Raw genomic sequence first — 26,007 nt, 5'->3', positions numbered from 1 at the left:
GTCAGCGCGGGAACGGATCCGACGGAAGGCACATTCATGGGCATGGCCGGGGCAAACGGGGCAATTTCGGACGACGAACTGGACCTCCTCCACCGCTACTGGAGCGCGGCGAACTACCTGACGGTGGCCCAGATCTACCTCCAGGACAATGCATTGCTCCGGGAGCCGCTGCGGCCGGAACACATCAAGCCGCGGTTGCTGGGACACTGGGGCACCGGACCCGGGCTGTCGCTGATCTACGCCCACCTGAACCGCCTGATCCGGAATACGTCGGCCGAGGTCCTGTTCATCGCCGGGCCGGGCCACGGCGGACCGTCCGTGGTGGCGAACGTCTACCTCGAAGGCACCTACTCCGAGATCTACCCCGACGTCAGCCGCGACGCTGCCGGCATGCACCGGCTGGCACGGCAGTTTTCGACGCCGGGCGGCGTGGGCAGCCACGTGGGCCCCGCCACCCCCGGTTCCATCCACGAGGGCGGCGAGCTGGGCTATTCACTCATGCACGCCACCGGCGCGGTGATGGACAACCCCGGACTCATTGCCGCCTGCGTGGTGGGCGACGGCGAAGCCGAGACCGGGCCGCTCGCCGCCTCCTGGACGGCACCGTTCTTCCTCAACCCTGTGCGGGACGGCGCGGTCCTGCCCATCCTGCACCTCAACGGGGCCAAAATTTCCGGCCCAACTGTCCTGGGCCGCCGCTCGGATGAAGATGTTGAGGCGCTGCTGCACGCCAATGGCTGGGAGCCCGTGACGGTCTCCGGCGACCAGCCTGGGAAGGTCCATCGGGCCCTGTCCGCCGCGCTCGACAATGCTTATGCCACCATCCGGGACATCCAGCGGGACGCCCGGGACGCCGGTTCCGGTGACACCGGAACCGGCAGTAATCGAACGCGAAATCGAACGACGGCGGCCCGCTGGCCGGCGATCATTCTCCGCACGCCCAAGGGGTGGACGGGCCCGGAAACCGTAGACGGCAGTCCGGTGGAAGGCACGTTCCGTGCGCACCAGGTTCCCCTGTCAGGCGTCAAGGACGACCCGGAGCACCTGGCGCTGCTGGAGCAGTGGATGCGCTCCTACCAGCCTGAATCGCTGTTCGACGACGGCGGCAGGCTCCTGCCCGAACTGGCCGCACTGGCGCCAGAAGGCAGGCTCCGGATGGGGGCCGCACCCTGGGCCAACGGCCAGCCGTCCGTCCCGCTGGAGATTCCCGACCTCGAGCAGTACGCCGTCGATCCCGGACGGCCGGGCTCCACCAGCATCGAAACCACCAAGCCGCTGGGCGAGCTCTTCCGCGACCTCTACACAGGAACGGAGGACAACCCCCGGTTCCGGCTGTTCTGCCCGGATGAGACCAACAGCAACAGGCTGGGCGCCGTCTTCGAGGCCACCGACCGCTGCCTCCTGCTCCCGGGGCACGACGGGGACGACCACGTCTCGGCGGACGGGCGCGTGATGGAGGTGCTCTCGGAGCACCTCTGCCAGGGCTGGCTGGAGGGCTACCTGCTGACCGGCCGGCACGGGTTCTTCGCCAGCTACGAGGCCTTCGCCATGGTCAGCGCCTCCATGACCGTCCAGCACGCCAAATGGCTGCAGCACGCCCGGGAGCTGGCATGGCGGTCGCCAGTGCCGAGCCTGAACATCCTGCTGACCTCCACGTGCTGGCGCAACGACCACAACGGCTTCAGCCACCAGGGCCCGGGCCTGATCGACACCGTGCTGTCCCTGTCCGGCGAGGTGACCAGAATCTACCTGCCGCCAGACACCAACACGCTGCTGGCAGCCGCAGAGCACGCCCTGCGCAGCAAGGACTACGTGAACCTGGTCGTCGTCGACAAGCAGTCCCATCCCCAGTACCTCACGCTGGCGGAAGCCCGCGCGCACGCCGAAGCTGGAGCGTCGCGGTGGGAATGGGCCGGCAACGAAAATGGCAGCAGCGCGGAACCCGACATCATTCTCGCCTGCGCCGGCGACATCCCCACCGAGGAGGCACTGGCGGCCGCTTGGCTGCTGCAGCGCCACGTTCCGGATGCCACCGTTCGCGTGGTGAACGTCATGGATGCCATGGTGCTTCCGCCGCGGGACGTGCACCCACACGGGCTCGACGACGGGGCGTTCACTTCGCTGTTCACGGACACCGGCGAGGTGGTCGTGGCCTGGCACGGCTACGCCCGGTCCTTCCACCAGCTCCTGCACGGCCGGCCGAACCCGGAGAGGTTCCACGTCCGCGGCTACAGCCAGCAGGGCACCACCACTACGCCGTTCGACATGGTGGTTCTCAACCGGATGAGCCGCTACCACCTGGCACTGGAGGCACTCAGCCGGATGCCTCGGCAGTTCGACGGCGCGCAGGCCCTGGCCGACCACTGCAACCAGCAGCTGGACGCCCACGCCGAATACATCCGGGAGCACTTCGAAGACCTGCCCGATATCCGCGAATGGGTCTGGTCGCCGCCAGGCTCCTGAACAGCCAGGTGGGACACCAAAAAGCGTCGCCTCGCGTCAGTGGCGGCGCGGGCGTCGGTATACCTTGAGCCCGTCACCGTGCAGGAACAGCGCGCGGCCGTTTGCACCGTCCTGGTGTATCCAGAGCATGCTTCCATCCATGGCCAGCATGTCAATCTTTCCTGATGCTATGGCTTTGCCGTTCCGGTAGATCTCCACCTGGTCAGCGCGGGACAGTTTTGACCAGTTGGGTACCGGTTCAGGTCGTGCGGCCAGCGGTTTGGGGGTGCGTGAATAATTTGTCATGGCAGTGTCCTTGTCGAGTGGGAGGGCTGGACGAGCGGAAGGGCTGGACGAGCGGAAGAGATGGGCGAGACCGGGCGGAAGAGATGGGCGAGACCGGGCGGGATTGTGGCGAAGGCAGGGAGCCGTTGCCGTCTCCCTGCCTTCTGCGTGCGGACCCGCATCCCGCGCCCGTCCTTCGGGCTACCTGTTGCGATGGAGTGCGGGGTCGGGGACCGACGCGCGCCGGATGTGCCCGGCAGTCTTCGATCTCCGGCTGTTCTGGCTGGTTACATGATGCCGGTGGGTACCAGCAGTGCCCAGGCCAGGGCCGGGGCGACCAGCACGACACCGCCGGCGTACATCATCAACTGCTTGTAGACGCGCTGCCGGTCGTCCTCGCGGGCGTTGGCGACCACCAGGGCACCGTCGGTGGAGAAGGGCGAGACGTCCACGACGGTGGCCGCGATGGCGAGGGCAGCCACCGTTCCGGAAGCGCTCAGCGAGCTCGTGGCCAGCAGGGGGCCGGCCAGGGGGATGAACGCGGTCAGCAGGGCCGTGGAGGAGGCGAAGGCTGAGCCGACGCCGATCACGTAGCAGAGGACCAGTGCGATGAGCAGCGGTGCGCCCAGTGCCAGGGCCTGCTCGGCGAGGGTGTCGATGACGCCCACGTGCTGGAGCAGGGAGACGTAGGTGATCATACCGGCGACCAGCAGGACGGTGGACCAGGAGACTCCGCCGACGAAGGTCCGGTGTTCCTTGATGTTTACGAATGCCAGCAGGAGGCCGGCCGAGAGGGCCACAAAGCCGATGGGCATGTGGAAGCCCAGGGTGCACACCAGCATCACGGCGATCAGGGCCAGCGTGAAGATTTGCTGGCCATGGGGACGGCCGGTTCGGGACGTGTCGACGTCGGCGTGCTGGCCGCCGTGGCTGTCGCGCAGTTTGCCGATGAGGGCGAACAGGACCACTGTCAGTGCGGAGAGGATGAGGTTGACGGCGAAGCTGGCGGCGAAGAGTGCGCCCTGGGAGATGGGAAAGTCGTTTTTCAGGGCGATGTCATGCACCAGTACGCCCGCCACCGACAACGGGGAGAAGCCGCCGGCGTGCGCTCCGTTGATGATGAACGCGCCCATCAGCACGGGATGGATGCGCGACTCGTAGGCGAATCCGATGGCCGCCGGTGCCAGCAGTGCGACCGCGGCCGGTGAGAAGGTGCCCAATGATGTCAGCGCGGCAGCGATCAGGAAGAACACCCACGGCAAGAGCATCGTCTTGCCCCTGACGAGGCGCACGCAGGTCCGGACGATGATGTCGATGGTGCCGTTCCGCTGGGCCATGCTGAAGAAGTAGGTGACGCCGATGATCGTCAGGACGATGCTGGCCGGGAAATCTTCAAGGATCTGTTTGTCGGTCATGCCAAGCATGAAGTAGCCGACGCCGAAGGATGCGACCAGCCCCATGACGCCGATGTTCAGCGGCCACTTCGTGGCGACGACGAACATAACCACGAGGATGACGAGCGGGATGATCTGCACAGCGGTCATGGTGGGCTCCCGTTCCGCGGTGGCCGCCGGGTTGAAGATGTCACCCCCCAGCATGAGGGCAATCAACGCCAGGATCGCGAAACCGGCGGCCACCGCCACCAGTAGGATACGGCGGCGTCGGGTGGGACGCCTGGTGTCTTCGCCGCGGGTCTCGCCCGCAGCGGCAATGGTGCGGGTCTCAGTCTTGGTCATGATGGTCTCCTCAGCGAGTGGCTCCCGCGAGGGAGGCGGCGACGGCGCTGCCGGTGTCCTCGGGGAGGTGGATGATGGTGGTGGCGATCGTGCGGGCCGTGCGGTCGACGCCTACGAGGAGCGTCCTGCCCTGTTCCTCGCTCCACGTCTCAATGACCCCGGCGGGCGTTCGGAGCCGGAGCGTGCTCCCCAGGGTGTCGCCCGTGATGCTGTGCAGCACGGTGCCGGAGGTGCGGGCGGCCAGGGTCAGGGCGATGCTGCCGGTGATGGCCAGGGCCGGGTGGGGTTTGCCCATCGAGAGCATCATGACGTTGGCGTCGCAGCCGGGATCGGCCTGGGTGGGGGCACCGACGATGGCGAGTTTGGGGATGGCCCGCGCCGCTTCCGCTGTTGTGGCGACCAGCCCCATCCGCACGGCTGCCTGGCGCCGGATCAGCTCCAGGGTATCCAGTTCCAGCTCCACCCGGGTGCGCCAGCTGTCGTACCGGGCCGGGTCCAGGCCGAGCTCCTCGGCGCGGACCATCACCACCGGAGCTCCAGCGTCGACCATGGACACGGTCCAGCGGGTTCCGCCGGCGGCGATGGTGTCGGTGGCCGTTCCGGTGGGAAGCAGCGAACCGGTGGTCTTGCCGGCAGGGTCCTGGAAGCCCAGCCCCACTGCGTAGCCGGGGAACGGCACGCCGGGCATCTGGGCGTCCGGAACCGCTGCCAGAGCGCCGGCGGGGGTGGGCACGCGCTGGACGATGATTTGGTTGGTATTGGTGTTGCGGGTGACGATCCGGGTGACGTCGCCGGTGGGAAGCACCCACCCCTGCTCGATGGCGTACAGACCCACCACCGCCGAGCCGTTACCGCAGTTGCTGCCCCAGTCCACCGCGGCCTCTTCGATGCCCACCTGGGCGAAGGTGTACTCGACGTCGACATCGTCGCTGACGGGCCGGTGCAGGATGACGGCCTTGCTGGTGGTCGAGGTGCCTCCGCCGACGCCGTCGATTTGGCGCGGGTCCGGGCTGCCGAAAAGCCGCGGCAGCAGCACATCGAGGCTGGTGCCGGCCTCCTGAAGATGCTCCGCTTCGAACACCCAGCACTTGCTGGTGCCTCCGCGCATCCATTGGGCTTGGATCTTCATGGTGTGTACCGCTTCTCCTCGTGCTCGATTTCGTTATCGGCGCCTGAGAAGAGATTGAGCCAGATCACACCTTTAGACAATGTTGGATTATTTTTGGGGGATGTAGGGATGCTTAAGTCACTGAGAAGGAGAGGCCTGTTCCGCGCATCTCTCCCCTCCCTGGCCCGACCCGAGGCGGCATCTCCTAGGTCCAGGCCGCGTCCTGACAGTGAATGAACCAAATGCGCAGAAGGGCGAAGCGTTGCTTAACGATGAAAGCCAGGACTTGTTCGATATCAGGCGGCTGGCCCTGCTGCTGGAAGTGGTGGAGCAGGGCTCCATCACGGCCGCGGCAGACCTCATGATGTACACGCCCTCGGCGGTCTCCCAGCAGCTTCGTAAGCTGGAACAGGAGGTGGGGCAGCCTCTCCTCACCCGCCGCTCCCGCGGGGTAGTGCCTACCGAAGCCGGCCAGGTGCTGGCAGGCCACGCCCGCAAGATTGTCTGGCAGATGCAGGCGGCCCGGTCCGACCTGGGCCAGATCGCCGGCCTCAAACGCGGTTCGCTTACCGTTGGCACCTTCCCGACCCTGGCCGGATCATTCCTGCCAATCGTCATCCGGACCTTCAAGAAGCGCTATCCGGCCATCAACCTCTCGTTGCGAAGCGCCCGCTTCGATGAACTCGTGGCAGATCTGCAGTCCGGGGCCACGGGACTGTGCCTTCTCTGGGACTACCCGTGGAATCCGTTCCGGGACGACTCGATCCGGGTCACAGAGGTCTTCCGGGAGAGCACCGTGATCCTGGTGGCCCGCAGCCATCCGCTGGCTGACCGGGAGCAGGTAAGTATGGCGGAGCTGCGCAACGAGTCCTGGATTGTGCGCGCCGAGGCCCACCCCGTCGTGGAGGTTCTGCAGCGTTCCGCCCACGACACCGGGTTCGAACCCAAGATTGCCTTCCTGGCCAACGACTACCAGGAAGCCCAGGCCATGGTCAGCGTGGGAATGGGTGTGGCCATGGTGCCCAAGACTGCTGTGGCACTGCAGCATCCCGACGTGAAGGTGCTGAGCCTGGGTGCCGCTGCCCCGTTGCGGCGGGTCCTGCTGGCACAGCGCGAGGACAAGGTCTACGCCCCGGCCGAGGTGGCCTTTCACTCCACACTGCTGGAAATTGCACGCGAACGGGCCGGCGACTACCTCTAGGCGGGCCCCAAAACCGTCTAAATGCCTACTTCGTGGCTAGGAACCAGGAGCTGCCGCGGCTCCGTTGACGTTGACCAGCCACGCGATGCCGAACTTGTCGGTGCACATGCCGAAGATATCGCCCCAGGGTGCTTTCTCCATCGGGACGGTGACTGTGCCACCTTCACCTGACAACTTGTCGTAGTAGCCTCGCAGTTCGGCCTCATCGTCCCCGCTGAGCGACACGGAAATGTTGTTCCCCGGCGAGTAATCCATGGAGTTGGGCGTGTCGGCCCCCATAAGCACGAGCCCCTTCTCCGAGGTCAGCATCCCGTGCATGATCTTGTCCGCCTCCGCGGGATCCTCACTGGCCTGGAACTCCCCGAAGGTGCTGAGCGCCAGCTCACCGCCGAACACCGACTGGTAGAAGGTCATTGCGTCGCGGGCGTTGTCACGGAAGCTGATGTACGGGTTGAGCAGGGTGGACACGATCGGTTCTCCTTCGGCTGTACATGTTGGCGCGTGGTGAGAGACGCCCGGCACTACACATGTTGCCCGAATCCCTCTCCTCTTCATAGGGGTTCACTGAAGTTCACTGGCCGTTCATAAGTGCAGGTCAGGGCCGGAATCGGTAGCCAATGCCGGCCTCGGTCAGCAGATGGCGCGGGTTGCCGGTGTCCGCCTCAAGCTTGCGCCGCAGCTGCGCCATATAGACGCGCAGGTAATTGGCTTCCTTTTCGTAGGCCGGACCCCACACGCTGGCCAGGATCTGCTGCTGGGTGATGAGCTTCCCGGGATTCCGTACAAGCAGTTCGAGAATGCTCCACTCCGTGGGAGTGAGCCGCACGGGTTCTCCGTTCCGGGTGACCATCCGCCGTCCCAGGTCCACGCTGAACTCCGGGGTGTCCACCGTGGACGGCTCGGTGGCTTCCGGGGCCCGGCGCAGGAGGGCGCGAAGCCGGGCCAGAAGCTCCTCCAGTCCGAAGGGCTTGGTGATGTAGTCGTCCGCGCCGGCGTCGAGGGCGTCCACCTTGTCCGATGAGCCGTGCCGGGCCGAGAGCACCAGGACAGGTGCGGTGCTCCAGCGGCGGAGTTCCCGGAGGACCGCCGCGCCATCCATGTCGGGCAGTCCGAGGTCCAGGACAACAATCCCGGGCGGATTGCGGGAGGCGGCAATCAACGCCGCCTCGCCGTCCGCGGCCGTCTCCACGGCGTAGCCATGTGCCTGCAGCGTGATCCGCAGGGCCTTTAGCAGATGCTGGTCATCATCGACCACGAGGACGCCGGTCACTGGGCAGTCTCCTGGGGAGCAACAGCCGGAGAACCGGCAGGCGAAACGGCGGATGGGCCGCCGTCGTGCCTGTCTAGCCCTGTTGAGTCGGGCCCCGTTGAGTCAGGCCCCGTTGAGCCATGCCCTGGTGAGGCATGTCCCGTCGAGAGGGGAAGCCGGATGACCATCGTGAGTCCCCCGCCGGGCGTCTCCTCCGCCCCCAGGCTGCCGCCCATGGCCGAGACGAATCCCCTCGCGACGGCCAGTCCGAGTCCCACGCCGGTTGACTGTGACAGATCGTCCAGGCGCTGGAAGGGCCGGAACATCGCCTGCACATTGCGGTCAGGCACGCCGCGTCCGTGGTCGATGATCCGCAGTTCGCCGGCCGGGTGGCCGTTGAGGACGGCGCTGCTGAGCCCGCCCGACGCCGAGGTCACGGTGACGTCCGATGCGGGCGCGTACTTGACCGCGTTTTCCGCGATGTTGGCGATGACGCGTTCCAGCAGGACAGCGTCAGCGTCAACGGCGGGAAGGTTCGGCGGCAACACCACCCGCACGCTGCCCGGCGGAAGCCCACGCAGCGCCGGGGGCACGACGTCGAGCCACCGGATGGGCTTCATCAGGGGCCGTACCGAATCGGCCGTGATCCTGGACATGTCGAGGAGGTTCCCCACCAGGGCGTCCAGCCGGTCCGAGCATTCGTCGATGGTTTCCAACAGCTCCTGTTTCTCCTCGGGCGTGTACGTGACGGCGGTCTGCAGAAGGCCGCCGACGGCGAGCTTGATACCGGCGAGCGGCGTGCGGAGGTCGTGCGAGACAGCGCGGAGGATCGCGGTCCGCATGGTGTTGCCTTCGGCAAGCCGAAGCACTTCCAGCCGGCTGGCGGCCAGCTGCCGGCGCTCCAGCTGTGCCAGCACGTGCGCGGCGAAGGCGCCCAGCAGGCTGCTGTCTGCAGCCGGCACCGTCCTGCCGAACAGCACCAGCCAGGTGCCGTCGTCGACCGGTTCCACGGTGTGCTCGGCAAAATCCGCGCCTTCCCGTTCAGAATCGGTCAGCTCGCCCGCACTCGCCAGCAGCTTCCGCACTGGCCCGCCCTCCCCGTCGCGGGAAGCCGGTGCGTCACTGAAAGGCTGTGCGTCGCCGGAAGCCAGTCCGCTCCGGGAAGCCGTCCCGCTGAAGAGGGCCGCTCCGCGGACTCCGAAGACGTCCAGTGCCTGTTCCAGGAGACTGCCCACGGTGTCCTCCGCGCGTGTGGCTCCGCGGGCCAGCTCGCCGAGCGTCGCGGCCTCGGCGCGCGCCCGGGAGGCTTCCTTGGACCGCCGGGCAGACCTGTCCACCACGCCGGCCACAGCCACCGAGACGCCCACGAACACGGCCAGGGAAAGCAGGTCCTGCGGGTCTTTGATGGCCAGTTCGCCAAGCGGCGGCGTCGAGAAGTAGTTGACCAGCAGGCTGCTCCAGAGCGCCCCCGCGACAGCAGGCCAAAGGCCTCCCACGAGCGCTACGGCTACGGCCCCGGCGAGCTGGACCAGGACGGCGGTGGCCACACTGTGCTCAATGACGGCGAGCGCCAGCTGCATCAGGATGGGGACTGCGGCCGCCAGCACGAACCCGACGGCGACGCGCACGCGGCCGAGGTCCCGCTGCCGCCGCCGGCCTGTGCCGCGCCCGGCGAGGGGATGCGGCACCACCTGCACGTCGAGGTCTCCGGCACGGCGGATGATCCGTGTCTCCGTGGCGCCGGTGAAAGGCCTCGACAGCTGTTGTGCCCGTGACTGGCCGATGACCAGGCGGGTGGCGCCGACATGGGACGCAAACCCGAGGAGTGCTTCGACGGGGTCAGCTGCGGCGACGGTGTGGTAACTGCCCCCCAGCTCCACCACCAGGCGGCGCTGCGATTCGAGGGCGCTGGTCGATTCCCGCGACGCGCCGTCCGCGGAACGGATGTGCACGGCGAGCAGGTCCCCGCCGCCGGCTCCGTCCAGGACCTTGAAGGCACGGCGGATCAGGACCTCCCCCTCAAGGCCTCCCGACAGGCCAATGACGATCCGTTCCCCTGCCATGACGCCATTCTTTCACCTGTCCGCCAGCCAACGCGGCACGTGCGGTGGGGTGCTTCACACCGGCGTTAAGGATCCGTCAAGATTCCGCTGCCTGCGGTCCCGGCGCTCCTGCCCGGTGCTACGTTCGGCAGTGCCCGCAGCGAAGTGCCCCGGGCTGAAAGGCACCATGACCACCATGAGCCGCCCACCGGCGGAACCCTCCGAGCTGCGCCGCACACGGAGGCAACGGCTTCACAGCTGGCTGCTGCTGGGCCTTCAGGACAGTAAGGGATCCCACCAGGGACCCGGCGGCCGGACCATGGCCAACGAGCGGAAGCATGCATGGTGGCAGGTCATGTGCCTGACCGGCGTGGACTACTTCTCCACGCTCGGCTACCAGCCCGCCATCGCCGCGCTCGCGGCCGGCGTCATTTCCCCGCTCGCCACGTTGGTGCTGGTGGTCGTCACACTGTTCGGTGCACTGCCGGTGTACCGCCGCGTGGCGGGCGAAAGTTCCCATGGCGAGGGTTCCATCGCCATGCTGGAGCGGCTTCTCCCCCGCTGGGGCGGGAAGGTGTTCGTCCTGGTGCTGCTCGGCTTCGCGGCGACGGACTTCATGATCACCATGACCCTCTCCGCCGCCGACGCCACGGCGCACCTCATCCAGAATCCCTACGCCCCGGCGTGGCTGCAGGGGCAGGAAGTGACGGTGACCCTCGTTCTCCTGGCGCTGCTCGCTGCTGTGTTCCTGCGGGGGTTCAAGGAGGCGATCGGGATCGCCGTCGTCCTGGTGGCGGTTTATCTGGGGCTGAACGTCGTGGTGGTGGCAAGGGCCGCCGTCGAAACCCTGGGCCACCCGACCGCCGTCGGTGACTGGTGGCAGGCCCTGGGGACGTCGCACGGCAATCCTGTCCTGGCGGTGGCCATAGCGCTGCTGGTGTTTCCCAAGCTGGCCCTTGGGCTGTCCGGCTTCGAAACCGGCGTGGCAGTCATGCCGCAGGTCCGGGGGCAGGATTCGGACACCGAGGAGGACCCGGCGGGCCGCGTCGAGGGAACCCGCCGCATGCTGACCACGGCCGCGCTGATCATGAGCGCGTTCCTCATCGCCAGCAGCCTCACCACGGTGATCCTCATTCCGGCCGCCGAATTCCAACCGGGCGGGCAGGCCAACGGGCGCGCCCTTGCCTTCCTGGCCCACCAGTACCTGGGGAACGGGTTCGGCACGGTCTACGACCTGAGCACCGTCGCCATACTGTGGTTCGCGGGCGCGTCGGCGATGGCCGGGCTGCTGAACCTGGTGCCGAGGTACCTGCCGCGGTACGGGATGGCGCCCGAGTGGGCGAAGGCCGTCCGGCCGCTGGTGCTGGTTTTCGGTTTCATCGCCTTTCTGGTCACCATTCTTTTCGAGGCCGACGTCGACGCCCAGGGCGGTGCCTACGCCACCGGCGTGCTGGTGCTGATGACGTCGGCGGCGGTCGCCGTCGCGCTGTCCGCCCGGCGGCGCCGGCAGCGGAAGCGCACCGCCGGCTTCGGGCTGATCGCCCTGGTGTTCATTTACACGACGGTCGCGAACGTCATTGAGCGGCCCGAGGGTATCCGCATTGCGGCGTTCTTCATCGCCGGCATCATCGTCATTTCGCTGCTGTCCAGGATCGGGCGGTCCTTCGAGCTGCACGCTACCCACGTCCGCCTCGACCGGACGGCCCTGGAATTCGTTGCCGCGGACGAGAGCGGCCCGATCGGGATCATCGCGCACGAGCCGCGCAGGCTGACCGCGGAGGCGTACCGGCAGAAATTGACATCCGCCATCGAGGTCAGCCACCTGCCGGTCCATTACGAGGCGCTGTTCCTTGAGGTGATTGTTGACGACTCCTCGGACTTCGAAACCGAGCTGCAGGTGCACGGGGTGGTGCGGCACGGCTACCGGGTGCTGGAGGTGCACGGGCCCGTCGTTCCGAACACCATCGCGTCCGTGCTCCTGCACATCCGGGACGTCACCGGCCTCATGCCGCACATCTACTTCCGCTGGACGGAGGGCAATCCCGTGGTGAACCTGCTGCGCTTCCTGTTCCTCGGGGAGGGTGAGATCGCGCCGGTCACGCGCGAGGTGCTGCGCGAAGCCGAACCGGAGGTCACCAGGCGGCCGTGGGTGCACGTGGGGTAAGGGCCGGGACTGGGGGCGCGGCTGTGATCGCGCGCGCGCGGGTGCGTGCGTGGACGGCGGCCGGGCCGTAGGCTCAACGCATGGCGAAATTCTTTGATGTCCACCCCGAGGACCCCCAGCCCCGCGCGATCTCGCAGATCGCGGAGCTCCTTCGATCGGGCGGGCTGATCGCCTACCCCACGGACTCCTGCTACGCCCTCGGCGCGCAACTGGGGAACAAGGAGGCGCTGGACCGGATCCGTTCCATTCGGCAGCTGGACGACAAGCACCATTTCACGCTGGTCTGCCGGGATTTCGCCCAGCTGGGGCAGTTCGTGAACATCGGCAACGATGTGTTCCGCAGCATCAAGTCCGTCACGCCCGGCAGCTACACGTTCATCCTGCCGGCCACCAAGGAGGTCCCCCGCCGGCTGCTGCATCCGAAGAAGAAGACGGTGGGTGTGCGCATTCCGCGGCACAATTTCGTCCAGGCGCTGCTGGCGGAGCTTGGCGAACCTTTGCTGTCCAGCACGCTGCTGCTGCCGGACGAGGAGGACCCGCTGACCCAGGGCTGGGAGATCAAGGAGCGGCTGGACCATGTGGTGGACGCGGTGATCGAGTCCGGTGACACCGGCTCCGAACCGACCACCGTCGTCGACTTCTCCGGCGGCACTGCCGAGGTGGTGCGCCGCGGCACCGGCGACCCGTCCCGGTTTGAGTAGGACAGGTTTGAGTTGGGCGCGGTTGAGTAGGGATTGGTTTCAGTTGGGGCGCGGGTTAAGTAGGGACTGGTTTAAGTTGCGCGGGGTTCGGGCCTAGGCACCGCCCCGGGCGGGGCGGTGTGCCCGGCTACTCGGCCTTCTTCGCCCTGCTGGGCTGGACCCGGGGCGGTTCGCCCGGCATCTTGGGGTAGTCCGGCGGGAACGGCAGTTCCCCCAGCCCGTTCTCGCGGTCGCGCTCCCACCACCCCAGCAGTGTGTCGATGGTGCCCGGGTTGGCATGCATCTCCGCCCATGGGTCCCCCACCGTCTTCAGCCTGTCCGGCACGGTGAGGATGGTGAAGTCCTTTGGATTCACGCTCTCCAGTTCGTCCCAGCTGATGGGACAGGACACGGAAGCGTGCGGGAGCGCCCGCGGGCTGTAGGCGCCGGCGATGGTGCGGTCACGGTTGGCCTGGTTGAAATCGAGGAAGATTCGCTCCCCGCGTTCCTCCTTCCACCAGTTCGTGGTCACCTTGTCCGGCATCCGCCGCTCAAGCTCCCGGGCGGCGCCGATCACGGCATGGCGGACGTCCAGGAACTCGCGGGTTGGCTCAATGGGCGCGTACACGTGCAGGCCACGGTTCCCCGATGTCTTGATAAAAGCGTTCAGCCCGGCCTCCGACAGCACTTTTCTCAACTCCAGGGCCGCAGGAACTGCGTCGTCGAAGTCCGTGCCCGGCTGCGGGTCAAGGTCGATGCGCAGCTGGTCCGGGTTATCCGAATTTCCGGCGCGCGAGGGCCACGGGTGGAAGACGACGGTGTTCATCTGCACCGCCCATACCGCGGCCGCAGGCTCGTCCAAAACCAGCTGGGGGTGCGAGCGCGCGCTCGGATAGACCACCTTAACCGAACGGATGAAGTCCGGCGTCCCTTTGGGCGGATTCTTGGAGAAGAACTGCTCGCCGTCGACGTTGTCTGAAAACCGCTGGAGGGACACCGGCCGGTCGCCGTTCGCCCTGATGAAGGCCTCACCCACATCCACGACGTATCGTGCGAGATCCAGTTTGGTCAGTCCCAGCTCGGGCCACAGCACACGGCTCGGGCTGGAGAGGCGCATTTCCCGGGGGCCGTTCGGTCCGTCGACACTGATGGTGGTCTGTTCACTGGCCATGGGGACAACCTACCCCGCGCGGCCCGCCGCGTCAGCAGCATGCCTGCGGCGATTCCTGCCTACGATCGGTGACAGGCAGTTCCATCAGGCAGGTTGCGCCGTCGGCCCCGAAGAAACACCTGCCCGGTCTCTGGGCAGCGGCGGGGCCATCTGTAAGGATGAAACCCACCGGAGGGATGAAACCACCGGGCGCCGCCGGGCGCAGAGTTTCGTCGAAGGAGACCCGTTCATGGTTGAACCCGCGAGTCTGGACGCTGCCCAGGGAGCATTCGCCGCCCGGGGATCCGGTTCGCCGCAGCCGTCCGGGGCATCCCTGGCAGGCAGCCGCCAGCTGTTCAGCACAGTGGCCGGGCTGGCCGGGTTGGAGCCGGGCAGCCAGGACTGGATCGCACTGGAGCAGCGCTTCGACCGCCATTTCCCCGACCTGTCCAGGCTGTTCCGAGCGCTGTACGGATCGCGGCCGGACATCGAGGAGCAGCTGGCGGCCCTCGCCCTGGAGGCCGCCCGTTCCTGGAAGGAGCGGGCCGCAGACCTGAAAAAACTCGACGCCGGCCGCGAAGGCAATACCGAATGGTTCCAGTCCAACCGCATGCTTGGTGGTGTCTGTTACGTGGACCGCTATGCGGCAGACCTGGAGGGCGTCCGGGCCCGCATTCCGTATTTCAAGGAACTCGGCCTCACCTACCTACACCTGATGCCGCTGTTCCTGGCTCCGGAGCCCCTGTCCGACGGCGGCTATGCCGTGTCCAGCTACCGCGAGGTCAACCCGAAGCTCGGCACCATGGACCAGCTGCGGGCGCTTGCCGCCGAACTGCGCGCGAACGGCATCAGCCTGGTGGTGGACTTCATCTTCAACCACACCTCGAACGAGCACGAGTGGGCACAGCGGGCCGCCGAGGGCGACCCGCGCTACAGCGGCTATTACTGGATCTTCCCGGACCGCGCCATGCCCGATGCGTTCGAACAGAACGTGCGCGAAATTTTCCCGGAGGACCACCCCGGCTCCTTTGTGCAGCTGCCGGACGGCCGGTGGGTCTGGGCCACCTTCCACACCTTCCAGTGGGACCTGAACTACTCCAACCCCGAGGTGTTCCGCGCCATGACGGGAGAAATGCTGTTCCTGGCCAACCTGGGCGTGGACATCCTGCGGATGGACGCTGTGGCCTTCATCTGGAAGCAGCTGGGGACACCGTGCGAAAGCCTGCCTGAGGCGCACACCCTGCTGCAGGCCTTCAACGCGGTCTGCCGGCTCGCCGCGCCGTCGCTGCTGTTCAAGTCCGAGGCGATCGTGCACCCGGATGAGGTGGCCCTGTACATCGATCCCGCCGAGTGCCAGCTCTCCTACAACCCGCTGCAGATGGCGCTCACGTGGGAAGCCCTCGCCACGCGGAACGTGTCGCTGCTCGCCCAGGCCCTCGAGCGGCGGCATAGCATTGCGCCGGGAACATCCTGGGTGAACTATGTGCGGAGCCACGACGACATCGGCTGGACGTTCGCCGATGAAGACGCCGCCGAGTTCGGCATCAACGGCTTCGACCACCGCCGGTTCCTGAATTCGTTCTACGTCAACCGTTTCCCGGGCAGCTTCGCCCGCGGCGTGCCGTTCCAGGACAACCCGCGGACGGGCGACTGCCGCATCTCCGGCACCACGGCGTCGCTGTGCGGCCTGGAGGACGGTTCGGCCGAGGCCATCCGCCGTATTCTGCTCACCCACTCGGTGGCCTTCAGCACCGGCGGCATCCCGCTGCTCTACCTCGGCGACGAGGTGGGCCAGCTCAATGACTACGACTACACGCTGGAGGACGGCCACGAGACCGACAGCCGGTGGGTTCACCGGCCGCAGTTCCCAGCAGAAAAGTACGCCAAGCGCCTGGACCCGGCCACGCCCGAGGGCGCCGTGTTTGCCGGTCTGAGGCGGCTGGCGGAGGTCCGCGCGGCCACCCCCGAACTGGCCGGCACCCGCCTCGTTCCGTTCACTACCAACAACCCCGCCGTGCTGGGGTACCAGCGGCCGGGCGAGGGAACGGTGGTCCTGGCCCTGGCCAACTTCGGTGACGGCCCGCAGGTGGTGTCGGCGGAAACGCTGTCCGGATTCGCGGCCGAAGCTTTGGATCTGTTTTCCGAGGAACCGGTCCGGGTCGACGAGGGGCTCGTGCTGCGGCCGCTGGATTACGCCTGGCTCAGGGTGGTGCCGGCCTCGTAGCCAACCGGCCGGCTAGGCATTCACCTTGCTGCGCGCTTTCCTGATCCTTCCGGCGATGAACGCGGTCGCCAGGACGGCGCACCCGGCGATCCCGTCGAGGCCAGCGGCGTCAGCAGTTGCCGCCAGGACCGTCACTGCGTGCCCTGCTGGGTCTGTAAGCCCTGCTGGGTCTGTGAGCTGGCGCCGGCTTCATCGAGGCTGAACGCCGCCGTGCCGCAAAAGGCCGCGACGACCATCGCAACAAGGGCTGCGCCGAGCCTGCCACTGCCGACGGTCAAGGGAGCAATGGGCCTGTACGCGATCATGATGGTTCCTCCTGGCGGATGATGGGCTGTGTCCGGCGTAGCCGGCTTCTGCATCCACTGTCCGGTCCGGAGCTGGCTGGAGACTTTCGCCTGCCTGTGCCCGGGCTGTGCATCACGAACCGGGCATCACGACGCCGGCACCCGGACCGGGGGCCGTCCGGATCAGGGAGCCCAAGTCAGGCATGATGGAGTCATGCCTATCGCTGATTCCCCCGTCACCATCGCCGTCGGCGAAGGCCACGTTTCCGGCGCCTACGCACGGCCAGCCAATCCGTTCGCAACGCTCGTGCTGGCCCACGGCGCCGGCGCGGGCATGGAGCATCCGCTCATGCGCGGGTTTACCGATGCACTGAACGACGACGGCGTCGCCACCTTGCGCTTCAACTTCCCCTACCGTGAGGCGGGCCGGAAGTTCCCCGACCGGCCGCCGGCGGCGATTGCCACCTGGCGGGCGGCCATGGCCGAAGCGGCGGCCCGGGCGAAGTCCGCAGGAGAAGCCGAGCCGCTGTGGGCGGCAGGGAAGTCGTTCGGCGGCCGGATGGCCTCCATGGCCGTGGCAGAAGGAATGCCGGCCGCTGGCCTCATCTACCTCGGCTACCCGCTGCACCCGCCGGGCAAGCCGGAGAAGCTCCGCGACGAGCACCTCTACGGGCTGGAAACCCCCATGCTTTTCCTGCAGGGAACGCGCGACACGTTCGCCACCCGGGAGCTGCTGGAAGGCGTGGTGTCACGGATCGGACCGACGGCCACACTCCAGTGGTGCGAAGGCGGCGACCACTCATTTGCGGTCGCCGGAAACAAACGCAGCGCCGAGGACATCGGCGCCTCGCTCGCTGCGCCGGTCACCGCGTTCCTGCGTGCTAACAACCCTGCCGGCTAAGGATTTCAGGCGTGCGCCGCCGCCGGCGCCACGTTGCCTGGAACCGGTTCGTGCCGCAGGTAGCTGCGGCGGAACCGGCCCGTGCCCGCGGTCAGCGCCCGCAGCTGGACCGCATACCGGAGGAGTTCTCCGTCCGGTACCTCGGCGGTGACCTCCGTGGCATCCCCGCCGGACGACGTCGTGCCCGTGAGCCGGCCACGGCGTGAGGAAAGGTCGCTCATGACCGCCCCGACGTACTCGTCCGGGATGCTGATGGTGACGGCGGAGACGGGCTCCAGCAGCTGGATGCGGCCGGCGGCTGCAGCCTCGCGCAGTGCCAGCGCGCCGGCAGACTGGAACGCGGCGTCGGAGGAGTCAACGCTGTGGGCCTTGCCGCCCACGAGCGTCACCCGGATGTCAACCACCGGGAACCCTGCGGAAACGCCCTTCTGCATCTGCGCCCGCACACCCTTCTCCACCGAGCCGATGAACTGGTTCGGCACTACCCCGCCCACGGTCTTATCCACGAATTCGAAGCCTGCCCCGCGTTCGAGCGCCTCCACCTCAATGTCGCAGATGGCGTACTGGCCGTGGCCGCCGGACTGCTTGACGTAGCGCCCGTGCCCGGCGGCCGGCGCGGCGAAGGTCTCGCGCAGCGGCGTCACCACCGGCACGGTCTGCAGCTTCACCCCCTGGTCCCGCAGCCGGTCCAGGATCACCTCGCCGTGCGCCTCGCCCATGCACCACAGGATGAGCTGGTGGGTTTCGGAGTTGCGTTCCACCCGGAGGGTCGGGTCACCGGCGGCCACCTTGCCCAGGCTCTTGGCGAGGGCGTCCTCGTCGCTGCGGGTGGCGGCCTCGACGGCTACCGGCATGAGCGGTTCGGGCATATCCCAGGCCGTGATCAGCAGCGGGGCATCCTTGGCTGACACGGTATCGCCCGTTTCCGCGCTGCCCAGCTTGGTGATGGCGCAGATGTCGCCAGCCACAGAGTACGGGACAGGCCGCAGGCTTGCCCCCATTGGGGAGTACAGGTGGGTGAGGCGCTCATCGCTGTCATGGTCCTCGTGCCCGCGTTCGGCCAGGCCGCGGCCGCTGACGTGCACTGCGGAATCCTCGCGCAGCGTGCCGGAAAAGACACGCACCAGGCAGACGCGTCCCAGGAACGGATCCATGGTGGTGCGCACCACCTCACCGGCCAGCGGTCCGTCGGGGTCGCAGGAAAGCGGCCCGGCCGGTTGGCCGGCAAGGTCAGTCACGTCCGGCACGGCACGCTCAAGGGGTGTCGGAAACGCCCGGGTCAGCATGTCCAGCAGCTCCGTGATCCCCAGACCCTTCTCAGCCGACGTCGCCAGGACGGGAAAGAACGATCCACGCGCCACAGCCGTTTCGAGGTCGCCCACCAGGACGTCGGCGTCGATGTCCTCGCCCCCAAGGTAGCGGTCCATCAGCGACTCGTCCTCGCTTTCGGAGATGATGCCTTCGATCAGCGCGCCGCGCTCGGACTCCGCGGCGGCGAGCTCATCAACACTCGCCTCACGGACCGCGGGCTCCGGGGACTCGCCGTCGTACTCCGAGACCTGCCCGGACAGCAGCCCGAGCAGTCCCGTGACCCTGCCGTTCGTGCGGACCGGGAGGTAGGCCGGCACCACCGACTGGCCAAAGGCTTGCTGGCAGGCGGCCAGGGCGGCGTCGAAATTGGCCCTCGGGTGATCGAGCCGGCTGATCACCACTGCCCGGGGCGTATCCAACTGGGCGCACTCCGCCCACAGGGCGGTGGTGGCGGCGTCGACGCCGTCCACGGCCGACACCACGAACAGTACCGCGTCCGCAGCGCGCAGCCCGGCGCGCAGCTCGCCGGTGAAATCCCCGTAGCCCGGTGTGTCCAGCAGGTTCACCTTGACGCCGTCGTAAATCAGCGGCGCCACGGACAGGACCACGGAGCGCTGCTGGTGGATCTCGGACGGTTCCGCATCGCTGACCGTGTTGCCGTCAACGATGGAGCCCATCCGCGGGATGGTCCCGGTGGCTGCGAGCAGTGCCTCGAGCAGCATGGTCTTGCCGGCCCCGGAGTGTCCCACCAGTGCGACGTTGCGTATGCCCTCCGGCCTGTCCACCGGTGCTCCGGCCGACGCGTCCGCCCGCCGGAGATCGGAACTGCCGCGGCCCGGACCCTTGCCCCGGCCATTAGTGCCCTTTACCGACATGACCATCTCCCGGCGTGCTAGTCGTGAGCCGCCAAGCGGCCTTGGTAAGAAGATTCGACACCCAAAGCTGCTGATCAGCAAGGGGTCCGGGTGCTGGACGCCAGTCCGACGGCGCGGCGGCGCGGCTTTCCGGAGCCGTCACCGCCGGCGGGCAATAACCCGTTGCGGCCTCATCCAGGTAGGGGGACGATGGATAACGTGGCCGCACGGGCCGGCCCATGCCATCCGACTAGTCACCAGGGAGCGGTCGATGAGTGCGTGGAATGAAAACATCGGTGCAGGATCATCCGGCCTGACAGCTGTGACCGTGGTGGAGGGCTCCTCCTTCTGCATCTCCGCCGAGAGCGGGGACGTGTTTCCCGGCCAGCCGCAGGGCGCCTTCTACCAGGACACCCGGATTCTCTCCTGCTGGCAGCTGACGGTCGATGGCGTTCCGCTGGAACCGCTGTCCGGCCAGACCCGGGAACCCTACCGGGCAGTGTTCGTCGGCAGGCCCCGCGGGGCCAACGGTGCGGTGGAAAGCCCGCTGGTGGTGGAGCACAGCCGGCAGGTCGGACCCGGCCTGCGTGACGACATCAAGGTGCACAACTATTCGGAACAGCCGCGGACCTGCCGGATCCAGATCAGGGTGGACGCGGACCTGAGCGACCTGTTCGACGTCAAGGGCGGAAAGGTGGTGCCGTCGGCCGAGCACAGCCGAAAGGTCCGGCCCGACGCCCTGCAGATTGACGCCATACGCAACGGAATCCACCGGGGCGTGGTCATCAGCGCCCCCGGTGCCGGGGTCACCGAGGACGCCCTGACGTTCGACGCCGTGTTGGCTCCCCGCGGTAACTGGACGGCCACCGTATTCACCACGCCCCTGGTTGACGGTGCCGGTCCGGAACAGCCCTTCACGCACGAGACGGCTCAGCACGTGGGCGCACAGCGCTACGCCGCCTGGGAGGAACATGTTCCCCGGCTCACCGTGACGGACAAGAACGTGGAAAAGGTCCTGACCCGCAGCCAGGAGGACCTGGGTGCCCTCCGGATCTTCGACCCCGACCACCCCGAGCGGGCCGCCGTCGCCGCCGGCGCCCCGTGGTTCATGGCGCTGTTCGGCAGGGATTCCATCCTGTCCTCCTACATGGCGCTCGCGGTGGACCCGAAGCTGGCGGCAGGGACCCTTCAGACCCTCGCCTCACTGCAGGGAGAGAAGGTTGATCCGGACACCGAGGAGGAACCGGGCAGGATCCTCCACGAGGTGAGGCTGGGCGTCACCGCCGGGCTGGCACTCGGTGGCAGCCAGGCGTACTACGGCACCGCCGATGCAACTCCGCTGTTCGTGGCACTGCTGGCGGAACTGGGACGCTGGGGGCTGGCGGGCGACCTGCTGGACTCGCTCCTGCCCCATGCGGACCGGGCCCTGGACTGGGTGCAGCACTATGGCGACCGCGACGGCGACGGGTTCGTGGAATACCAGCGCGCCAACGAGCACGGTCTGCTGAACCAGGGCTGGAAGGATTCCTGGGACGGCATCAACTTCGCCGACGGACGGATGGCGGAGGCACCCATAGCACTGTGTGAGGTGCAGGGCTACGTCTACGGCGCCTACCTGGGACGTGCCCTGCTCGCCCAGCAGCTGGGCGACGAGGAGACCGCGTCCAAGTGGAACCGACGGGCGGCCGACATCAAGGCCGAGTTCAACGAGAAATTCTGGCTTCCCCGGAAGGGGTACTTTGCCGTAGCCCTGGACAAGGACAAGCGTCCCGTGGATGCCTGCACCTCCAACATGGGGCACTGCCTGTGGTCAGCCATCGTCGACGCCGACAAGGCGGCTCTGGTGGCCGAACGGCTGATGTCGCCGGAGATGTTCACGGGTTGGGGAATCCGGACGCTCGCCGCGGACATGGGCGCCTACAACCCGGTCAGCTACCACAACGGGTCGGTGTGGCCGCACGATACGGCCCTGATAGCGGGCGGGCTGATGCGGTACGGCTTCATCGAGGAGGCCACGCGCATTGCCACCGGCCTCTTTGACGCCGCGGAAAAGTTCGACGGGCGGCTGCCGGAGCTCTTCTGCGGGTTTTCCCGGGACGAATTCCCCGACCCCGTCCCCTTCCCCACGTCCTGCTCGCCGCAGGCCTGGGCCTCAGCTGCGCCGGTGCATCTGATGCGGGTCCTCCTGCGCTTCGATCCCCTGCTTCCCCGCGAGGAGGTCTGCCTCGCCCCGGTACTTCCGGCTGAGTTCGGCAGCTTCCGGGCGGACCACGTCCAGATGGGCCCGTCCCGGATCACCGTGCACGCCGCCGGCACCGAAGGGTCCATTGACGGCCTAAGCCAGGGCCTGACCCTGCTGAACAAGCCGCGGCCGCCGCTGGAGCGTTTGATGGCACCCTAAGAGCGGACGCGTAGTCCCACATACAACTAAATGGTCTCAGTAGTTAAGACGGTCTCAGAACATCCGGACAACACGGGAGCTGCGGATGCGTATCGGTTTAATTGCGGGGCCCTGGTATCCGATTCCTCCGGCGGGATACGGAGGCATCGAACTGGTGGTCGACGCCCTGGCCAGGGGGTTTTCCAGAGCCGGTCATGAGGTGCTGCTCGCTGCCGCGGCAGACAGCACCTGCCCGGTGGAACGGCTGCCCGGGATGCACTCCTCCGAACCCGACCTCGTGGGATTCACCTCCTCGGAACTCAGCCACGTGATCAGCGCCTACGCCGGGATGGACGGCATGGTGGACCTGGTCCATGACCACACCCTCGCCGGCCCGCTCTACCGGGGCCGCCCCGATGGGCTGCCGGTGGTCACCACGATTCACAGCGACCTGAGCCCCTCGTTCGCCGCCGTCTATGGCGCGGCAGCCCGGGACACAACCCTGATCGCCATCTCCAAAAGCCAGGTCAGCAGCGTGCTCGCAGACCGGGTCGCTGCCATCATCCCCCACGGCATGGAGGTGGACGCGGTTCCGGTGGGGCACGGGCAGGGCGGCTATGCGTGTTTCCTTGGCCGGATGTGCCCCGACAAGGGCGTGGTGGAGGCCATCAGGGTGGCGCAGTTGGCCGGGGTTCCGCTCCGGATCGCGGCGAAGATGCGGGAACCGGCTGAAATGCAGTACTACCGCGATGTTGTAAAGCCGCTGCAGGGCCCGGACGTGGAGTTCCTGGGCGAGGTGGGCGGCGCAGAGAAGTACAAACTGCTCGGTGAAGCCACCGCCTTGCTCAATCCCATCCAGTGGATGGAGCCGTTCGGGCTGGTGATGATCGAAGCGATGGCTACAGGCACACCGGTGGTGGCCACGCCGATGGGGTCGGCGCCGGAAATCGTTGACGACGGCGTCAGCGGCTACTTGGCCTCGTCGCTGGAGGACCTGGCTGGGCTGCTGCTGCGCGCTGGGACCCTGGACCGCAGGTCAGTGCGCGCCCAGGCCGAAGACCGTTTCAGCACCGAGCGGATGGTCGAAGCCCATCTGGCCCTCTACTCACGCCTGACCGGCGTGGCTTCCACGCGGTAATCACATCCACGCGGTAATCACTTCCGCGTATTGGTCCGCGCGGTCGCCGTCGCGGTCCAGGGGTCCTCCGGCCAGGGGTGCTTGGGATAGCGGCCCCGCATCTCCGCTCGGACCTGTGCGTAGGGGCCGGACCAGAAGGAGGCAAGATCGTCGGTGACGGCCAGCGGCCGCCGGGCCGGCGACAGCAGATGGAACTGCACCGCCACCCGGCCGCCGGCGAGCAGCGGCGTCCGGTCCCAGCCAAAGCATTCCTGTAGCTTGACGGCGACCACCGGCCTGCCGCCGTCGTCCCCGGCCGCCGGATAGTCAATCCTGACGCGGGAACCGCTGGGCACCTCCAGAAACTCCGGCGCGAGCTCGCCCAGCCGGGCGGCGTCGGGCCACGGCAGCAGCCGCCGCAGCGGGTCCGCCAGGTCAATGCCGGAGGTCGCAGCCCCTCCGGCCAGCGCCTCCAGCTCCGGACCAAGCCAGTCGTCGAGCCGGGACAGCAAAGCAGGCTCGGACATGTCCGGCCAGGGGTCCCCCAGTTCCCGGTGCAGCAGGGCGAGACGGCGGCGCAGCGCATCCGCCGCCGTCGACCATCCGATGGTTCCCAGCCCCTGATCCTCCAACGCCCGGGCGACGGCGGCACGGCCGGCACCTGCCGACGCCCGCACCGGCGTGGAGGAGAGGGAGATGGCGCCAAGGCGCCGCTCCCTGCGGGCCGTCACACGGCCCTGGCCAAACGTTGCCTCCACCGAGTCGAGCAGCAGGTGCGCCGCGGCCCCCTCGGCTGTGCCAGCCGTCAGCGGCGCGGCAGAACGGATCACCGCGCCCGTCCCGGCGGCGTCCCGCCCGTCCGCCCGCGCAACTTCGGCCACCGCCAGCCACTCGTGTCCGGCAAGCGGACTGCCAGCGGGAAGTCCGGCCCGCGTGCCGGAGGTCAGCAGATAGCGTTCCGGCCCGTCTCCGGGGACGCGGCGGGCCACCCGGTCCGGGAACGCCAGGGCGACGACCAGACCGATCTGCTCCGCGGTTCCCGCCGGCACGTCGAGCACTGGCATATCGACGGAGGAAAACCCGACGCCGGACCCCGTCTGGCGCGCCAGGGTGTCCAGCCGTCGTGCCTCATCGGCCCACCGCCTGGAGGCGGGATCCTTGCCGGAGCGGAGGGCCGACACCAGCCGGGGCAGGTCGGCCCCGGTGGCGCGCTGGTCCCCGGCGACGGCGGCAACCACCTCCGCCGCCAGCCTGTTACGCGCAGCCCCGTTAGCCGCAGTCGCGTTCCCAGTAGTCCCAGACCCTGTGCGGCCGGCATTCGCTCCACCCAGCAGCGCCGAACCGACCAGGAGGGCGCGTCCCAGGCGGGGGTCGGCGGGAATGCGTGCCAGGGCCTTGCCCAAGTCCGTGGCGAGGCCATCCTCCCCCACGGCACCAAGTTCGCGCAGCACCTCGACGGCGTCGCCCATGGCAGCCTGCGGCGGGGCGTCAGGAAGGGCAAGCCCGCGGCCGCCGGGCGAGCCCCAGCACGCGAGGATCAGGGCTGCGCCCGTCAGGTCGGACACGGCGATCTCGGGCGTTTGGTGCGCCGGCGCTGCGCCGAGGGTCTTCTGGTCATAGCAGCGGATCACCTTCCCCCGCCCTTGCCGGGCCGCACGTCCGGCGCGCTGTTCCGCAGAGGCCCGGGAGCAGGAGACGGTGACCAGGCCGGTCATGCCGCGGCCGGCGTCGCGGCGGGGTTCGCGGGAGAGCCCGGCGTCGACCACCAGCCGGACGCCGGGCACTGTCAGCGACGATTCGGCGAGCCCCGTGGACACAATGATCCGGGCGGGATCCCCGGGCTTGCGGCCGGACACGGCGCGGTCCTGGGCCGCGGGGCTGACCTGGCCGTGCAGCTCCAGGATTTCGACGCCGGGACCCACCCGGGCGCGCAGCCGGCCGGCCACATGCGACACCTCCCACGCGCCCGGCAGGAACACCAGGGCGTCGATGCGGGGGTCGGCGGCGAGGGCATCGGCATATGACACGGCGGCGGTTTCGGCCACATGATCGAGGAAGAGGCGCGTCACTCCGCGTCCGTCCAGCCGCGCCACCGGCGCGGGCGTCCAGGCCGTTTCCAACGGGTGAAGAGCGGAGGGGCAGTCGACGACGGGAGCAGGCCCGCCGCCGTCGGCCCCCTGGGTTTGTTCCCCGCCGGGGTCCGTGCCGAGCAGCGCAGCGAACCGCGGCGCGTCCAGGGTCGCGGACATGGCGACAAGCATGAGGTCGCCGCGCAGCTGGCGCACCTCGGCGAGCAGGCCCAGCAGCAGATCGGTTTCCAGGCCGCGCTCGTGCACCTCATCAAGGATGACGGCGGCCGTGTCCTCCAGACCGGGATCGGCCAGCAGGCGGCGCAGCAGGATGCCCGGCGTCACAAACTCGATGAGGGTGGCCGGGCCCGCCTGGCGTTCACCGCGGACGGTGTAGCCCACCCTGTCCCCCAGCTTCGTCGCGTCGAGGTCAGCGAGGCGCCGTGCGGCCGAGCGCGCGGCCACCCGGCGGGGCTGGGTCACCACGATGCGCGGCTTGCGGTCGCCTGCGGCAGCCTGTGCCAAGTTTGCAACCAGCGGGGGAACCAAGGTCGTCTTGCCAGTGCCGGGCGGGGCCTGGACCACCGCGGCTCCGTCGGCGCCCTGCCCACGCAACACCCCGGCCAGCTCCCCGAGCGACTCCGCGAAGACCAGCCCGGAGCCGATGGCCTGCAGATCGAACGGGGCGGAACGGCCCAGGGCGTCGATTGGGGCGTCGATTGGGGCATCGTGCGGGCGGGGTGCGGAAGTCACCCTTCCATTGTGCCGGTGGCAGGCATGGGACCGGACACGGACAGGCTTGGACCGGGG

At 68.2% G+C, this 26,007-nt stretch carries 19 protein-coding genes; 8 read left to right on the top strand and 11 right to left on the bottom strand.

Annotation, left to right across the window (positions count from 1 at the left end):
- Positions 1 to 36 precede the first annotated feature (36 nt).
- Positions 37 to 2,463, top strand: coding sequence for a phosphoketolase family protein (locus ABRP34_RS02225; protein ID WP_353713288.1), 2,427 nt, complete (start codon positions 37 to 39; stop codon positions 2,461 to 2,463).
- A 36-nt stretch (positions 2,464 to 2,499) separates the two neighbouring features.
- On the opposite strand, the gene ABRP34_RS02220 is transcribed toward ABRP34_RS02225, so the two are convergent.
- The 3 genes from ABRP34_RS02220 to ABRP34_RS02210 form a co-directional block, all read right to left on the bottom strand.
- On the bottom strand, positions 2,500 to 2,748 hold the full coding sequence (locus tag ABRP34_RS02220; protein WP_003805486.1) for a hypothetical protein: 249 nt from the start codon (positions 2,746 to 2,748) through the stop codon (positions 2,500 to 2,502).
- A 266-nt stretch (positions 2,749 to 3,014) separates the two neighbouring features.
- A complete protein-coding gene (locus ABRP34_RS02215) occupies positions 3,015 to 4,463 on the bottom strand; it encodes an SLC13 family permease (protein WP_353712101.1) in 1,449 nt (482 codons plus the stop codon).
- Between the two features lie 10 nt (positions 4,464 to 4,473).
- Positions 4,474 to 5,592, bottom strand: coding sequence for a PrpF domain-containing protein (locus ABRP34_RS02210; protein WP_353712100.1), 1,119 nt, complete (start codon positions 5,590 to 5,592; stop codon positions 4,474 to 4,476).
- A 241-nt stretch (positions 5,593 to 5,833) separates the two neighbouring features.
- Here ABRP34_RS02210 and ABRP34_RS02205 point away from each other — a divergent pair, with 241 nt between their 5' ends.
- A complete protein-coding gene (locus ABRP34_RS02205) occupies positions 5,834 to 6,772 on the top strand; it encodes a LysR family transcriptional regulator (protein WP_003805478.1) in 939 nt (312 codons plus the stop codon).
- Positions 6,773 to 6,808: 36 nt separating this feature from the next.
- Here the strand turns inward: ABRP34_RS02205 and ABRP34_RS02200 are convergent, their stop codons facing one another.
- From ABRP34_RS02200 to ABRP34_RS02190, 3 genes are all read right to left on the bottom strand, one after another.
- Positions 6,809 to 7,240 (bottom strand): VOC family protein, encoded by a 432-nt coding sequence (locus ABRP34_RS02200; RefSeq protein WP_353712099.1) that lies wholly within the window; start codon positions 7,238 to 7,240, stop codon positions 6,809 to 6,811.
- Positions 7,241 to 7,367: 127 nt separating this feature from the next.
- On the bottom strand, positions 7,368 to 8,042 hold the full coding sequence (locus tag ABRP34_RS02195; RefSeq protein ID WP_306923446.1) for a response regulator: 675 nt from the start codon (positions 8,040 to 8,042) through the stop codon (positions 7,368 to 7,370).
- The gene (locus ABRP34_RS02190) at positions 8,039 to 10,084 is read right to left on the bottom strand and encodes a DUF4118 domain-containing protein (protein ID WP_353712098.1); all 2,046 of its coding nucleotides are present in this window, start codon (positions 10,082 to 10,084) and stop codon (positions 8,039 to 8,041) included. The genes ABRP34_RS02195 and ABRP34_RS02190 overlap by 4 nt, the downstream gene beginning before the upstream one ends.
- 166 nt (positions 10,085 to 10,250) lie before the next feature.
- Between ABRP34_RS02190 and ABRP34_RS02185 the strand changes: the two genes are divergently transcribed.
- Both ABRP34_RS02185 and ABRP34_RS02180 read left to right on the top strand, forming a co-directional pair.
- Complete coding sequence (locus ABRP34_RS02185; RefSeq protein WP_353712097.1) at positions 10,251 to 12,227, top strand: amino acid transporter; 1,977 nt, start codon at positions 10,251 to 10,253, stop codon at positions 12,225 to 12,227.
- 80 nt (positions 12,228 to 12,307) lie between these two features.
- On the top strand, positions 12,308 to 12,928 hold the full coding sequence (locus ABRP34_RS02180; RefSeq protein WP_353712096.1) for an L-threonylcarbamoyladenylate synthase: 621 nt from the start codon (positions 12,308 to 12,310) through the stop codon (positions 12,926 to 12,928).
- Positions 12,929 to 13,055: 127 nt separating this feature from the next.
- Here ABRP34_RS02180 and ligD read toward each other — a convergent pair whose 3' ends face one another.
- Entirely contained in the window at positions 13,056 to 14,078 is a 1,023-nt protein-coding gene (ligD, locus tag ABRP34_RS02175) for a non-homologous end-joining DNA ligase (RefSeq protein WP_353712095.1), read from the bottom strand.
- A 229-nt stretch (positions 14,079 to 14,307) separates the two neighbouring features.
- On the opposite strand from ligD, the gene ABRP34_RS02170 reads away from it, so the two are divergent.
- Entirely contained in the window at positions 14,308 to 16,281 is a 1,974-nt protein-coding gene (locus ABRP34_RS02170; protein WP_353712094.1) for an alpha-amylase family protein, read from the top strand.
- A gap of 12 nt (positions 16,282 to 16,293) precedes the next feature.
- On the opposite strand, the gene ABRP34_RS02165 is transcribed toward ABRP34_RS02170, so the two are convergent.
- Both ABRP34_RS02165 and ABRP34_RS02160 read right to left on the bottom strand, forming a co-directional pair.
- Positions 16,294 to 16,416 (bottom strand): hypothetical protein, encoded by a 123-nt coding sequence (locus ABRP34_RS02165; RefSeq protein WP_353712093.1) that lies wholly within the window; start codon positions 16,414 to 16,416, stop codon positions 16,294 to 16,296.
- Positions 16,413 to 16,586, bottom strand: coding sequence for a hypothetical protein (locus tag ABRP34_RS02160; protein ID WP_353712092.1), 174 nt, complete (start codon positions 16,584 to 16,586; stop codon positions 16,413 to 16,415). The genes ABRP34_RS02165 and ABRP34_RS02160 overlap by 4 nt, the downstream gene beginning before the upstream one ends.
- A 193-nt stretch (positions 16,587 to 16,779) precedes the next feature.
- Between ABRP34_RS02160 and ABRP34_RS02155 the strand changes: the two genes are divergently transcribed.
- Positions 16,780 to 17,466: an alpha/beta family hydrolase gene (locus tag ABRP34_RS02155; RefSeq protein ID WP_353712091.1), complete on the top strand. Its 687-nt coding sequence runs from the start codon at positions 16,780 to 16,782 to the stop codon at positions 17,464 to 17,466.
- Between the two features lie 5 nt (positions 17,467 to 17,471).
- Here the strand turns inward: ABRP34_RS02155 and ABRP34_RS02150 are convergent, their stop codons facing one another.
- Entirely contained in the window at positions 17,472 to 19,652 is a 2,181-nt protein-coding gene (locus ABRP34_RS02150) for an elongation factor G-like protein EF-G2 (RefSeq protein ID WP_353712090.1), read from the bottom strand.
- Positions 19,653 to 19,902: 250 nt separating this feature from the next.
- Between ABRP34_RS02150 and ABRP34_RS02145 the strand changes: the two genes are divergently transcribed.
- Both ABRP34_RS02145 and ABRP34_RS02140 read left to right on the top strand, forming a co-directional pair.
- Complete coding sequence (locus tag ABRP34_RS02145; protein WP_353712089.1) at positions 19,903 to 22,032, top strand: glycogen debranching N-terminal domain-containing protein; 2,130 nt, start codon at positions 19,903 to 19,905, stop codon at positions 22,030 to 22,032.
- Between the two features lie 85 nt (positions 22,033 to 22,117).
- A complete protein-coding gene (locus ABRP34_RS02140) occupies positions 22,118 to 23,149 on the top strand; it encodes a glycosyltransferase family 4 protein (protein WP_353712088.1) in 1,032 nt (343 codons plus the stop codon).
- Between the two features lie 17 nt (positions 23,150 to 23,166).
- Here ABRP34_RS02140 and hrpB read toward each other — a convergent pair whose 3' ends face one another.
- Complete coding sequence (gene hrpB / locus ABRP34_RS02135) at positions 23,167 to 25,950, bottom strand: ATP-dependent helicase HrpB (RefSeq protein WP_353712087.1); 2,784 nt, start codon at positions 25,948 to 25,950, stop codon at positions 23,167 to 23,169.
- Positions 25,951 to 26,007: the final 57 nt, after the last annotated feature.

This window comes from Arthrobacter sp. K5, from assembly GCF_040448525.1.
Lineage (GTDB): Bacteria > Actinomycetota > Actinomycetes > Actinomycetales > Micrococcaceae > Arthrobacter > Arthrobacter globiformis.
Note: the sequence above shows the minus strand (reverse complement) of the source record. Positions and strands in the feature narration are given on the sequence as shown.

Bases quoted from the DNA above. Each gene is read 5' to 3' on its own strand.
- ABRP34_RS02145 (WP_353712089.1), top strand. From the start codon at position 19,903: ATGAGTGCGTGGAATGAAAACATCGGTGCAGGATCATCCGGCCTGACA.
- ABRP34_RS02155 (WP_353712091.1), top strand. From the start codon at position 16,780: ATGCCTATCGCTGATTCCCCCGTCACCATCGCCGTCGGCGAAGGCCAC.
- ABRP34_RS02210 (WP_353712100.1), bottom strand. From the start codon at position 5,592: ATGAAGATCCAAGCCCAATGGATGCGCGGAGGCACCAGCAAGTGCTGG.
- ABRP34_RS02140 (WP_353712088.1), top strand. From the start codon at position 22,118: ATGCGTATCGGTTTAATTGCGGGGCCCTGGTATCCGATTCCTCCGGCG.
- ligD (WP_353712095.1), bottom strand. From the start codon at position 14,078: ATGGCCAGTGAACAGACCACCATCAGTGTCGACGGACCGAACGGCCCC.
- ABRP34_RS02220 (WP_003805486.1), bottom strand. From the start codon at position 2,748: ATGACAAATTATTCACGCACCCCCAAACCGCTGGCCGCACGACCTGAA.
- ABRP34_RS02215 (WP_353712101.1), bottom strand. From the start codon at position 4,463: ATGACCAAGACTGAGACCCGCACCATTGCCGCTGCGGGCGAGACCCGC.
- ABRP34_RS02160 (WP_353712092.1), bottom strand. From the start codon at position 16,586: ATGATCGCGTACAGGCCCATTGCTCCCTTGACCGTCGGCAGTGGCAGG.
- ABRP34_RS02150 (WP_353712090.1), bottom strand. From the start codon at position 19,652: ATGTCGGTAAAGGGCACTAATGGCCGGGGCAAGGGTCCGGGCCGCGGC.
- ABRP34_RS02185 (WP_353712097.1), top strand. From the start codon at position 10,251: ATGACCACCATGAGCCGCCCACCGGCGGAACCCTCCGAGCTGCGCCGC.
- ABRP34_RS02190 (WP_353712098.1), bottom strand. From the start codon at position 10,084: ATGGCAGGGGAACGGATCGTCATTGGCCTGTCGGGAGGCCTTGAGGGG.
- ABRP34_RS02225 (WP_353713288.1), top strand. From the start codon at position 37: ATGGGCATGGCCGGGGCAAACGGGGCAATTTCGGACGACGAACTGGAC.
- ABRP34_RS02180 (WP_353712096.1), top strand. From the start codon at position 12,308: ATGGCGAAATTCTTTGATGTCCACCCCGAGGACCCCCAGCCCCGCGCG.
- ABRP34_RS02170 (WP_353712094.1), top strand. From the start codon at position 14,308: ATGGTTGAACCCGCGAGTCTGGACGCTGCCCAGGGAGCATTCGCCGCC.